Here is a 13,716-nt window from a genome sequence, read left to right on the forward strand (position 1 = left end):
TTGTAATCTATTTGATTATACTTCGTTCAGCATAAACTTACTTCAAAGCTTCACCATTTGCCTCAACTGGCCAGTAGATATTCTGATACAAGTTAGAGTTCTCTGCTGTACCATCTGGTGAACAGAGCTGCATCTCCTGATAAGAGAATGGATACAGATAGTGAGCCTGATAGAAGGTATAACCATTATAGAGAATATTGTTGTTCTTCTGAATCTGATAAGGATGGATATACTTTGAAATGTCCTTGGATGACATCGTAGCCTTATCACCACCATCAGAGATAATCAGACTATTTCCCTTTCCATCTACAAATGTAGGATTCTGATAGGTCTGATCCCAGAAGTTGATACCCTCAACCTGATAGTTCTTCACCTGATCCAAAGATGCCCAACGAATCAAGTCATCATTACGAAGACCTTCACCAGCAAACTCGCTACGACGTTCACGACGGATAGAATAGAGCGTAGCGTCAACAGGCTTGCCTGCAGAGAATGCTGCCCAGTCGTAAGAAGGACGTTTAACATCAGCCTCCTTGGTCATATCAGTTGCAGCAATAGTTGTTGAGATAGGAGCAGTAATACCAGCACGTTCACGCAAAGCTGTCCAATAACCTGTTGCAGTTGCATCTAATGAACCTTTACGGAGATAAGAAGCCTCGATGTAATTGAGCATAGCTTCCTCTACACGGATGATAATCTGACCGTCAACATCTGAGAAGGTCTGACCTAACTGCATTGCAGGATCATAGTTATAGAACTTACGCTGACGATAGCCAGTAACATCCCGACATGCTTGGTCAGTTGCAAAGAGATCAGCAACATTGAACTTGATGTTGTCAATAGGTGCAGTACCGGCAGGACGCTTCTCGTTCACAAGGTCAATGCTCTTTTGGTCAATACCGAGTATATCAGACTCACCAAAGAGGAAGAGTTGCAGACGCTCGTCACGATCTTTCTTAACCATATCAATGGTGGTGTCACCATTATAACCAGAGCTGGCAGCATAGATTGGCAGACCGTTCTTCATAAGGAATGACTCAACGAGACCGCGTGTCCAACCTGTTGCAGCACCGCCACGAAGTTTGTTTGATGTGAGGTGAGCCACGTTAATATCTGAATTGAACTGACGCCACAACAACACCTCCGGATACTTAGACAGGTCTGGGCTGGCAAACATATCGTAGTATGCATTCCATCCATTGTACAGTCCAACGATACTTGGATTCATTACATGACTGTTCTTAGTTTTCAATGGAACTGCATCGCAAACCTTCTTGGCAGCATCAATAGCCTGATCAAGGAAAAAGTTTACCTCATCATCCTGATTGATAGTGAAGCTCTTGTTCCACTCCTTATTCTTGCCTGGCCAGTTAGCATCACCCGGCACACGACCAGTTCCTCTGTGATACTTCTCGAATGTTGCCTCATAAAGTGCCATTCTTGATTTCATAGCCAGAGCTGCATACTTGTTGATACGTACCTTCTTGGCAAAATCCACCTGCAGTTTCTCAATCGCCTTGTCCATATCAGAGAGTATCTGACGGGCAACAAGGTTACGAGGCTGACGCTTATTCGGCGTAACAAGATCATCTTCAACCTTAAGTTCTGTCAACTGAATAGGGAAGTCTCCATAAGCCTGTAGCTTATCATAGTAGAGCATAGCCCTGATGAAGTATGCCTCACCCATATACTGGTTGATAAGATTCGCATCACCAGATACCTTGCCTTCAGCAATCTTCGGCTCATTCTCATTAATAAACTTATTGACGTTACGAATGTTGTTCATACCGATACCGCCAGATGTAGGAACTTTCCACTGGTCCTGTAAGAACATTGAAGTGTTACCACCTCTTGCAGCCTGATTGTCCGTCCCATCATCAAATGTTGCTACACCAGCCCACCATCCACTGTTGTTTGGGAAAATAGAAGTATAGTAATTGATAGGGAATGTGCCTAACTGATCTGCTGTCAGATAATAAGAAGTGGGAGGTACTTGATCGAGTGGTGGTCTGTCAAGGAAATCGTTACATGACGTAACCGTCATGCCTAAGCAAAGAATAGGCAATCCTCCCTTCAATATATTTGATATAATATGTTTCATAATTGCTACGAATTAAAAATTAAGATTTAAACCGAAAGAAACTGTTCTCTGGAGTGGATAGATTTTACCTGGTCCCCAATCTCCACCAGTAGCCTCTGGGTCAAAGATCTTGTTCATCTTTGTGAATGTTGCGAGATTCTCAGCAGAGAAGTAGAAACGAATGCGATTTGCACCAATCTTGCTTGCGATAGCAGTAGGGAGTGTATAACCAAGCTGGATATTCTTGATTCTCATGTAAGCTGCATTCTGCAAGTAACGGTCACTTGTCTGGAAGTTCTTAGAACCCTGACCGAAGAGAGGACGTGGGTAGAAGCCGTTAGGATTAGGACCTAAGTTGGTGTCTGTTGCTGGACGCCAGTAATCTAAGTGATCCTTGAAAGCAGCAGCCTGCCACATACCAGTATTTGCACCTACGCTGTAAGGAGAAGCATCCCAAAAGTCGCGCTTACCAACACCCTGCATAAAGATTAGGAAGTCAAATCCATTCCAATTAGCATCCAAAGTAATACCGAAACGATAGCGTGGCAAAGAGTTACCAATCTTAGTCAAGTCACCCATATCATCATAAGTGCCCTTACCACTGTTAACCTTCTTGTCACCGTTCAAGTCCTTATACATAACGTCACCTGCCGCCCAGTTTGAGCCCCATGAAGGTTTGTTGTTAGCCAGCCATTCGTTCATCTGTTCGTTTGACTGTGCAATACCCTCTACTAAGTATCCGTAGATATCACCCATGCGCTTGCCTTCGCACCACTCTGAAAGCAGACGGTTTGGATTGTAGTAACGTGTAATTGTCTGGAAGTCATCAGAGAGTACGAGCTTGATACCATAGCCAACCTGACCAATTCTATCACGCCATCTAACCTCTAAGTCCCAACCATTAGAACGCATATCACTATTGTTCTCAGCTGGCTGTGTAGCACCCAAGATAGAAGGTTTGACAGGAGCAGGACCTACCATATCCTTTGTTGTACGAACAAAGTAGTCGAAAGTACCCTGCAATCTGTTGTTGAACATACCGAAATCAAGACCGATATTCCATGAGCGAATGCTCTCCCATGTCAAGTTAGGTGAAACCAGTCCCGGAACATTAGAGATATTCACACGCTCACCGTTAACAAGCCATGAAGAAGCAGAAGCACTTGCTGGCTGGCTCAAGAACCAAGGATAGAGTGCTGTGATATTGGTATTACCCAAAGCACCATAAGTAGCACGAAGTTTAAGTGTATTAACAGTCTTTGTCAATGGTTTGAAGAACTCTTCGTTGGCAATATTCCAACCCAATGCAAATGAAGGGAAGGTACCCCATGTCTTATCACCGATAAAGCGTGAAGAACCATCACGACGGATAGAGAACTCTGCAAGGTAACGTGAATCGTATGCATAGTTGATACGACCAAAAGCACCCATTGTTGCCCACTGAGTATTTGAGAAACTTGGTCTCACATCCTTATGAGTAGCATTGTTGAGTGATGGAACTAATGGGGATATCAAGTCTGCACGTGCTGCACCAAGAGAGGTATAACGGTTAGATTCCATATCCAGACCAGCCAAGAACTTAAAGTCATGCTTATCGTTCAATGTGAACATATACTCTGTGAAGAAACGACCATTATAATAGTTGTTTCTTGACATACTATCACCAACATCAGACTTACCAGCTGCATAGCCACCGCTCCATGCAGCTGCTATCGGTTTCTGCTTCTGATCATAGTAGTAGATTGGCAATACATCCCAATGGTTGTAGTAGTGAACGGTATTATAGTTACCCTCCAAACGAATCTTCCAACCCTTGAGTGGTCTGAACTCAAGTGCTAACTGCTGATAAAGCTTATCCTGCTGTGTGGCATCAAGTCCACCGTTCTCCATCTGAAGAATTTCATTACCATGAACATAATGTCCGTTTGGATCGTAAACAGGGTTAGTTGGCCAACGACGAGCAATATTATGGAAGAAGAGACCTGTCATATAAGAAGGACGGCTGTAGTCCTCACGTATCCACTTTGTATTATAGGTAACTGTAAACCAGTCTTTCAGGTTAGCAGTAATCTTGCCTGAGAAGTTGTAACGCTTGAGTTGGTCCTTACCATGACGAATCAAACCACGCTGGCTGAGAACTGCACCACTAAGATAGTAGTTCACCTTGCTTCCACCGCCACTGAGGGCTACATTATGCTCGGTAGAAGGGACTCCAGATTTGTACATCTCATCAAACCAGTTAACATTGTTCCAAGAACCAGTATACATACTCCAAGGCTCATTAGCTGCATAACCCGCCCATGTAGTAGTTGCCTCATCACCAGGTTTCGGAGTACCGTTTATATGATTCTTAATCTTATCCAGTATATCCTGCTTGAATGGGGCAGGTGCACCACTATTAGCAGCAGCATCATTCCAATAGCGTGCGAAGTCATATGAGTTAGGCATCTCAGGAATCTGAGTTGCTGTAGAGAAACGTACGTTACCATTGTAAGATACGTTCATACGTGAATCCTTACCGCTCTTTGTAGTAACGAGGATTACACCGAAGGCTGCACGTGAACCGTAGATAGCACTTGAAGAAGCATCCTTCAATACAGAGATACTCTCGATATCATTTGGAGAGATTGAGTAAAGATCACCTTCAGAACCATCAATAAGGACGAGAGGTGCAGCATTTGAGCCAGAACCGATGGTACCAATACCACGGATATTCATACTCATACGGCTGTTAAGAGAACCACCTGAATTGCCAACGCTGAAGTTCAAACCAGGAACCTCACCCTGCAATGCCTGTGCAACACTCGTTACAGGACGAGACTCAAGTTGCTTAGAATTAACAACAGAGACAGCACCAGTAAGGTTAACCTTCTTCTGAGTACCATAGCCGACAACAACAACGTTCTCAAGCATCTCACTGTTCTCCTGGAGTGTAACCTTGAGGTCCTTGCCACTCCAAGTTACCTGCTGGGTCTTGTAACCAACATAAGAAATAGTAAGTGATGAGCCAGAAGCAACGCCTGCAATCTCAAAATTACCATCAAGGTCAGTCACACTTCCCTTTTTCTGTCCATTACTTACGACAAAGACAGAGGCACCAACAACAGGGTCTCCGTTATTGTCGACAACAGTTCCTTTACATACAGACTGCTGTTGAACAACAGCTGCATTCGCTTCATACGTAATGTTGGCATGCAGTAAACTTGTACTGAACAAAGCCACCATCAATAAGCTCGTAGTCCTTTTTCTTTTTAGGTACATAGGCTTTAAGTATACTTTAGGTTAAAAAATGCTTTTAGGTTTATTAATCGCAAAGTTAAATCATTTTAAACGTCCGTTCTACAATTACACATATAAAAGATGTTAAATATGTGTTTTGTTTAGTTTATTGTAAAAAAAACAACCACAAAACAGGTCTTCTTTTACATTTTTCTACATTAAACAAGACCTGACAGCGACTCTTTCAGGCACGTGGATAACATGCTATTCAACAAAGGAAGCTCAATCGAGAAAAAAGAGACTGATTCTACTACTATCAAGATTATACATTAATTAATAGACAAAGATACTTTTCAAAACCACATGGAGCTATTTTAATAAATATAACTTGAATAGAGCTATCAGAGTTTCTTCCGTCAGTTCATCCTCTGTTACATTTATATAGTAATGCCCATAACTATATGAAAATCTTTTGTTCTTATCAGGTTTATCACGGCACACATTGATATATACACTCCTCGTGAAGTCTAATATATTTGAATTTAGGAACAACCACTTTGCAACTATCTGTGTCAAGTTCCCATATTTATTACAGAGTTCACTTGACGTCAACTCTGATCGCTGGAAACATATATTAAATCCACCATAGTGTGTAGATAATTGCGTACATGGGAAACTATACGCATAATTCTCTGACGTAGCGACATTCCAACTCTCCACCAATTCAAATGACTTAAAGTGTTGTGTCAAAGAATCAATTTGAGGGATGAGCTGTTGAATAACTTCTGGCTTATTATTCTTCACAGCATTACATGATATTTCCAAAATATCAATCAAACTTCCTCGTCCAACATCCACCTTACGTGAAGAGTATTCAGCCCCATCTTGCAAGTCAAAGAAAAAACAAGTCTTTAGTTGAATACCAAGCTTCTTACGTACAAAGGTTGTAGAAGAAAACACAGCATAACGCAGCAATGATGCTATTTTCATTTGACAAAGACTATCAGTGATTTCTTTCTTATTGCCTTTTAAGTCCTTGTAAGCAAGTATGTATGTTCGTTCTGAGAAGTGTGAACCCTTGATTACTTGCAAAGCGTACTTCTCAGACTCCCCGTCTACAACAATATACTGTTGTGAAGCGAGAGGATTATACAACTCCTTAAGTACAGGCGCATAGAGTTCATAATCCTGCTTACTACAAGGGGAAAGACGGTTCTGTGCCACCGAGGCTATCGCCATAAAGAGTAGCAATGAAAGCAACAAAACCTTAATGACATAAGTACTATAAAATTCTTTCATATCTTCATCTTCATGCTCTTGATCGTAATTAAGGAAGCACCTTACTCTTCCAGTTTCCGAATTACTCTACATGGATTACCAGCAGCTACGACACCACTTGGAATATCATGTGTAACAACAGAACCAGCACCAATCGTAGTATTATCGCCTATCGTCACACCCGGCACGACAACGACATTGCCACCTATCCACACATTATTCCCAACATGAATAGGTAGTGCATACTCTATCTTCTTATTACGCTGCTCAACATCAAGTGGATGTCCAGCAGTATAGAAGGCGCAATTAGGTGCAATAAAAACATTATCGCCGAATGTCACCTTAGCCTCATCGAGAATCACACAATTAGTATTGGCAAAGAAGTTCTCACCTACTTCAATATTATAACCATAGTCGCAGAAGAATGGGGCAACAATAAACATTCCGTCGCCAGCCTTACCAAACAACCTTCTCAGACGCTCCATGCGTTCCTCCCTACGTGAAGGAGGAATCTGATTGATTTCAAAACATTCATTCTCGCAGTAGTATAAGTCTTTTAAAACTTCTGGGTCGTTTGCTTGATAAAGCATCCCTTTCTGCTGTTTCTCCTTCTCTGTCATATTCCAAGCTTTAATGTTTATATGCGCAAAGATACAAATCAATTTCTAAGAAACATAGAAATTCATTCATGAAAAAGATATTTTTAGGGAAGAAAAGAGTGAGATGCGTGAAGTTTTTTGTATTTTTGCGACAACGATTTATTCATTATATAATAAAGAAAGAACATGAACATGATAACTTATGAATTTGTACTGAGACTATTCGTAGCTGCTATGCTTGGTGGTGTGATTGGCTTGGAGCGTGAGTATCGTGCAAAGGAGGCAGGTTTCCGAACCCACTTCCTTGTGGCATTAGGTAGTGGTTTGTTTATGATTCTATCACAGTTTGGCTTTAATGATGTACTTGGCCATTACGAGCAAGTATCACTCGACCCCAGTCGTATAGCCTCACAAGTAGTAACGGGTATTGGTTTCATTGGTGCAGGAACGATTATCTTCCAGAAGCATGTGGTACGCGGACTAACAACTGCGGCAGGTCTATGGGTAACATCGGCTATTGGTATGACTGCAGGTGCAGGAATGTATGTACTCTCTATTGCAACAACAGTCCTTGTCTTGCTCTGTTTGGAAGCACTTTATTTTATACTCCAACACTTTGGCACACGCAATATAACTGTTACTTTTAGTACTCCAAAAGAAGAAAACATTCAACCTGTTTTGCAACGATTACGCGATAAGGAGATTATTATTGACTCCTATGAGATGACACGCAAAGACACTTCCTCAGGTCATTACTTTGTTGTGACGATGGAAATGAAGTTCAAACGGAAACGTTATAAGAATCATCTCCTTAACTTTATGGCTGAATTTGAAAACGTAACTGTTGAAACTATGGAGTAAATAGGAGCTAAAAAAAATGGTTCTTCTATTAAACCCAAATCGATGTTTAACCGCTAATGAGCGATTTTGGTTTAATACATAGATTGAAAATAGAATAAAGACTGATACATTTGCATAGTAAGACTATCCTAAATAGATAGTCTTACATAGTGAACAAACTACAAGATAAAATGCAAATAGATACTATGTCTTTCGGTATTCTACAAACAGTTTATTCCCACGTTATTGATATTTGTAAACTATTTTCATGCGACTCGAAGTCAATAGATGCTCTTTAGGCTTCTTAAAGACGCCCTTTAAGCTTGCAAAAGGTGCCCTTTAAGACCCTTACTAACGCCCTTTTGAAGTCCAATTAAGCATCTTTTCTCGTACCACTTCATAACCAATTGATTTACTGTTAGTTACAAACCTACTTTTTACACTTGTTTTTGCTGTTATTTATAGATACTTTACAAGAAACTATGTAATGATTTTGCAAAAACTCATCTACAAAGTTTTCTTCATGTAAATGATTTCTTCTTTTTACAAATAGCTCATAAGGAGGACTTAGCTACCCCCAAAGTTGCAAAAATGAAGAAGTAAGATTTAGACGTCAAAGGAATAGATAACCACTAACAAAATACTAAAAAACGCACTGAAAAGCTAATCTACTATCTCCATTCTCAACATAGACAATACCACAATAAACGAAACCTAAACGAATCAAAGAAGCCTGCATGGGGCGATTATCTGCATGGGTATCTATACGAATAGAAGAGGTAAATGCCGAACAATAGTTGATTATGTCAGCCATTACACCATGTACACCTTCCACAGAAGCCACACGATGGATAACATAATAAGGTTGGTTATCAAGCCAACTACCCTTATCAATACGGTTGTAATTAGGTTCTGGACCCGCCTTAGCTACAAATGTTCCAATAGGTTTCCCACACTCATAAAGTAGATAACAATCACCTTGTGCAATATCACGCCTTATAGTACTCTCAGCAGGATAATTTGCTGACCATTGATTAGGATTACCAGCTTTAATCATCTTTGCTTTCCCGTGCTCAATTAGGTTCGATACTATAGTAAAATCATCTATTGATGCTTTGCCAATAGTACGATTAGACGACAGATTTATTGTTTTCTCCTTTGTCATAAGATTTATACTTTTGTAATGCTAACGATGCAAAAATACAAAGAAAACCTAACATCAAGTTCCTAATATAAAAGAAAGTTGTACAAAACGAAAAATAAAGAATACCACACTGATAATAAATAGAGAAAAATAGTACGAAAAATAATTGCGAATAAAGAAATTAATATGTATTTTTGTCCTCATAATCAAATACTAATCTTATAAAAGCTACGACAATGGAGAATACCCTTTTTAAGTGTTCAGCAAATAGACTGGAAGCACACTTGGGCAAAGACTCACATGAATTTACAAAAGATGATATCAAGCAAGTTGTCAGTGACTTGAACATCAGAATGGTCAACTTCATGTATCCCGCTGGTGACGGACGATTGAAGACACTAAACTTCATGCTTCACACACCCGACTACTTGGAGACAATACTTACAAGTGGCGAGCGCGTTGATGGTTCTTCGCTCTTCAGTTTTATTGCAGCTGGAAGTAGTGACCTCTATGTAATGCCACGCTTCTCTACAGCGTTCATCGATCCTTTCTCAGAGATACCAACACTTTGCATGCTCTGTTCTTTCTTCGATCGAGATGGTAATCCATTAGCTTCATCTCCAGAATATACACTCCGCAAGGCTATGGATGCCTTTAAGAAAGTAACTGGTATGGAGTTTCATGCTATGGGTGAGTTAGAATACTACGTTATCCGAGAGGATGAAGGTGTATTCCCTGCTGACGACCAACATGGTTATCACGAGAGTTCTCCTTTCTCTAAAGGCAATGACTTCCGTATGCGTTCTATGCAGTTGATTGCTGAATGTGGCGGTAAGATTAAGTATGGACATTCTGAGGTAGGTAATTTCATTGAGAATGGACGTTGCTACGAACAGAATGAAATTGAGTTCTTGCCTGTTCCAGCAAATGAATGTGCTGAACAGTTACTCATTGCTAAATGGGTAATCCGTAGCTTAGGTTACGAAGAAGGACTTGATATTACCTTCGCTCCAAAGATTACTGTGGGTAAGGCTGGTTCTGGTATGCATATTCACATGCGTATAATGAAGGACGGAAAGAACATGATGCTCGAGGGTGGAAAGCTTTCTAAGGATGCTCGTCGTGCCATTGCTGGTATGATGGACTTAGCTGAGAGTATCACTGCCTTTGGTAATAAGAACCCAACATCATATTTCCGTCTCGTTCCACATCAGGAAGCTCCAACAAATGTATGTTGGGGTATGAGTAACCGTTCTGTACTTGTTCGCGTACCATTAGGTTGGACTTCTGGCGAGGATATGTGCCACAAGGCTAATGACATCGAACCACTTACAGCACGTGACTACACTATCAAACAAACTGTAGAAATGCGTTCTCCAGATGCTTCAGCTGATATCTATCAGCTTTTAGCTGGTCTTTGTGTGGCTTGCCGTCATGGTTTTGAGATGGCAAACGCTGAGGCTGAGGCTGAGAGAACCTTTGCAGACGGTGATATCCACGACCCAAAGAATGCAGAACGCTATGCTACCTTGGCTCAGTTGCCTGATAGCTGTGCCGCTTCAGCAGACTGCTTGGAACGTCAGCGTAAGGTTTATGAAGAGTATGATGTATTCTCTCCTGCAATGATTGATGGTATTATCAAACAGCTTCGCTCATACAACGACCGTACACTACGCCAAGAGATAGAAGGCAAGGAGATGATGATGGAGAAACTTGTTCGTCAATACTTCCACTGCGGATAAAGCATACATCATTCTAATATGTGACTACTATTAGTCCAAATATAAAATCCCAGGCAACGAAAAGGTTGTCTGGGATTTTTTAAATGGAAATGTTTTACTTAGTAATATATACATCTAATCTCTTGTTTAACATATTATTACAAGACTATCATACAAACCTATCAGAAGAGAAATAATGGCATACACTTTGCTCCTTTTAAATCTATTAAAGAATAAGAGATTATGAGTTTACAAGAAATATTAGATCATAGAAGGGCTGTCAGACATTTCGATCCTAAGAAACCACTCGATAGCACAGTTGTAAAAAAATGTATTGAACAAGCGACATTAGCTCCAACAAGTTCTAACTTACAACTTTGGGAGGCTTATCATGTAACTGACAAGAAGGTTTTAGAGGACTTGGCACCAGCATGCTTGGACCAGTTGACAGCACGTTCTGCCCAACAGATAATTGTATTTGTGACTCGACAGGACCTCTATAAGAAACATGCACTGGCAACACTTGCATTTGAAAAGGAGAACATCAATAAGTACAGTCCTACAGAGAAGAAGGAAAAGCGCATTAAGAAATTAGAACTATATTATGCGAAAGTAATACCGTTTCTCTATTCACGTTGCTTTGGCTTGTGGGGACTTGTTCGTAAGGCTTTAGCACAAACGATTGGACTTTTCCGCCCAATCATGCGTCAAGTAAGTGAGGGTGACATGCGAGTTAGTGTACACAAGAGTTGTGCCTTGGCTGTTCAGACATTTATGTTAGCAATGAGTGAGGCTGGCTATGACACTTGTCCACTTGAAGGTTTTGATAGTCTGTTGGTAAAGAAGGCACTGAATCTACCTTACAATACAGAAATAAACATGGTTATAACCTGTGGCATTCGTATGCCAGATGGTGTTTGGGGAGATCGTTATCGCCGTCCATTTGAGGAAACCTATCATTTAGTTTAGCCTCCTTTCTGTAAATTATCATTGCTGTATGATACTCCTTCATTGCAAGAAGAAAACGTACAGAATAGCTGACGGATAAAAAAAAGCAATAAGAAGGGATTTAGTAAGGATTTTATCCTTATCCATTGTCTTATTCAAATAGAATTACGTATCTTTGCAAAGAATCTGAACAAGACAATGGATAAGGATATTAAAGACTTAAAAATAGCTGTAGCTGGAACGGGCTATGTAGGTCTCAGCATTGCAACACTACTGAGTCAGCACCATCATGTGACGGCTGTTGATGTAGTAAAAGAAAAGGTTGACCTCATAAACAACAGACGTTCGCCTATTCAAGATGATTATATTGAACAGTATTTGGCAGAGAAGGATTTAGATCTTACTGCCACATTGGATGCAGAGACTGCTTATAGGGATGCAGACTTTGTAGTCATCGCTACGCCAACTAATTATGATCCTGTGAAGAACTACTTTGACACACGACGTGTTGAGGAAGTTATCGAAATCGTAATAAAGGTGAATCCTGATGCTATCATGATTGTTAAGTCTACGATTCCGGTTGGTTACACTGAGCATATTAGAGCAAAATACAAGTGTAATAACATTCTCTTTGCTCCAGAATTCCTACGTGAAAGTAAGGCGCTTTATGACAATCTTTATCCAAGTCGCATTATCATTGGTCGTCCTGAAGGTGACGAGCGCTTGGAACAAGCAGCCCAGTTATTTGCTCAGTTATTGCAAGAAGGAGCGATTGAAGAGAATATCCCTACTCTATTTATGGGACTAACAGAGGCAGAAGCGGTGAAACTCTTTGCTAATACTTACCTTGCCCTACGTGTAAGTTATTTCAATGAGTTAGACACCTACGCTGAGGTAAAAGGTCTTGATACATCTAACATCATTCAAGGTGTATGTCTTGACCCACGTATCGGCTCTTTCTACAACAATCCTTCTTTCGGTTATGGCGGCTATTGTCTGCCTAAGGACACTAAGCAGCTGCTTGCTAACTATGCCGATGTACCTGAAAATCTTATCCAGGCAATCGTTGAGAGTAACCGTACACGCAAGGACTTCATAGCTGACCAAGTATTGCATAAAGCTGGATATTACGACTATTACGACCGTGGTGACTATAGCCCAGAAGATGAGAAAGAGTGCGTCATTGGTGTCTATCGCCTTACTATGAAATCTAATAGTGATAACTTCCGCCAAAGTTCAATTCAAGGAGTAATGAAGCGTATTAAGGCAAAGGGTGCGCAAGTCATCATCTATGAGCCTACGCTTGAAGATGGCGCAACCTTCTTCGGTAGCCTTGTTGTCAACAACCTTGCTGACTTCAAACAGCGTTGTCATGCCATTATCGCCAACCGATACGACAAATGCCTTGATGATGTAAAGGAAAAAGTATACACAAGAGATATATTTAGAAGAGATTAATATAATCCCAAATGCGGTCATTAGACCACAAAAGCATAGCTCTTATTACTATAGTTTTGTTTCCTAACATCTTTTATTTCCTTATCGGCATCTTGTCTGTCTTTGTAACTTGGCGTAGCCCACTACGCCTGTGTTCCAAAGCCAAACAATCTACTCGATAATAAAACAAAATATGTTTAGGCTCTAATGACGGATTTGGGATAATCCCATTCTCCACCCTCAGCCAATGTATTCATACTCATCACTCATGGTGCTAACAGTAAACACCATGAGTGCTAATGATATACACCTTCCGAAAAGTAGATAGGAAGAGCTTTACCCATTTGTTAGTAAATGAGACTTACACCACCAAAAGAGAGTATTTATTACTTGGTTATATTGAGAAATACCCCTCCCAAGTAAACACAAAATTACCTATATAAAAGAGAG

At 40.5% G+C, this 13,716-nt stretch carries 9 protein-coding genes; 4 read left to right on the plus strand and 5 right to left on the minus strand.

The features are described 5' to 3' along the window. Positions 1-37: 37 nt before the first annotated feature. The 4 genes from J4861_RS08870 to J4861_RS08885 all read right to left on the minus strand — a co-directional run bounded on the left by J4861_RS08870 (position 38) and on the right by J4861_RS08885 (position 7,197). Positions 38-2,101: a RagB/SusD family nutrient uptake outer membrane protein gene (locus J4861_RS08870; protein ID WP_211817663.1), complete on the minus strand. Its 2,064-nt coding sequence runs from the start codon at positions 2,099-2,101 to the stop codon at positions 38-40. A gap of 12 nt (positions 2,102-2,113) precedes the next feature. Next, positions 2,114-5,341: a SusC/RagA family TonB-linked outer membrane protein gene (locus J4861_RS08875; protein WP_211817664.1), complete on the minus strand. Its 3,228-nt coding sequence runs from the start codon at positions 5,339-5,341 to the stop codon at positions 2,114-2,116. 327 nt (positions 5,342-5,668) lie between these two features. Continuing rightward, positions 5,669-6,598, minus strand: a complete 930-nt coding sequence (locus J4861_RS08880; protein WP_211817665.1) for a hypothetical protein — start codon at positions 6,596-6,598, stop codon at positions 5,669-5,671. A 41-nt stretch (positions 6,599-6,639) separates the two neighbouring features. Continuing rightward, positions 6,640-7,197 carry a sugar O-acetyltransferase gene (locus tag J4861_RS08885; protein ID WP_211817666.1) on the minus strand — a complete coding sequence of 186 codons (558 nt, stop codon included), beginning with the start codon at positions 7,195-7,197 and terminating at the stop codon, positions 6,640-6,642. 165 nt (positions 7,198-7,362) lie between these two features. On the opposite strand from J4861_RS08885, the gene J4861_RS08890 reads away from it, so the two are divergent. Next, positions 7,363-8,037: an MgtC/SapB family protein gene (locus J4861_RS08890; RefSeq protein WP_211805544.1), complete on the plus strand. Its 675-nt coding sequence runs from the start codon at positions 7,363-7,365 to the stop codon at positions 8,035-8,037. A 622-nt stretch (positions 8,038-8,659) separates the two neighbouring features. Here J4861_RS08890 and J4861_RS08895 read toward each other — a convergent pair. Then, on the minus strand, positions 8,660-9,181 hold the full coding sequence (locus J4861_RS08895) for an N-acetyltransferase (protein WP_211817667.1): 522 nt from the start codon (positions 9,179-9,181) through the stop codon (positions 8,660-8,662). A 215-nt stretch (positions 9,182-9,396) separates the two neighbouring features. On the opposite strand from J4861_RS08895, the gene J4861_RS08900 reads away from it, so the two are divergent. The 3 genes from J4861_RS08900 to J4861_RS08910 all read left to right on the plus strand — a co-directional run bounded on the left by J4861_RS08900 (position 9,397) and on the right by J4861_RS08910 (position 13,287). Continuing rightward, positions 9,397-10,902, plus strand: coding sequence for a glutamine synthetase family protein (locus J4861_RS08900; RefSeq protein WP_211817668.1), 1,506 nt, complete (start codon positions 9,397-9,399; stop codon positions 10,900-10,902). 222 nt (positions 10,903-11,124) lie between these two features. After that, positions 11,125-11,850, plus strand: coding sequence for a nitroreductase family protein (locus tag J4861_RS08905; protein ID WP_211817669.1), 726 nt, complete (start codon positions 11,125-11,127; stop codon positions 11,848-11,850). A gap of 177 nt (positions 11,851-12,027) precedes the next feature. Beyond that, positions 12,028-13,287 (plus strand): nucleotide sugar dehydrogenase, encoded by a 1,260-nt coding sequence (locus J4861_RS08910; protein ID WP_211817670.1) that lies wholly within the window; start codon positions 12,028-12,030, stop codon positions 13,285-13,287. Positions 13,288-13,716: the final 429 nt, after the last annotated feature.

This window comes from Prevotella melaninogenica, assembly GCF_018127925.1.
GTDB lineage: Bacteria > Bacteroidota > Bacteroidia > Bacteroidales > Bacteroidaceae > Prevotella > Prevotella melaninogenica_C.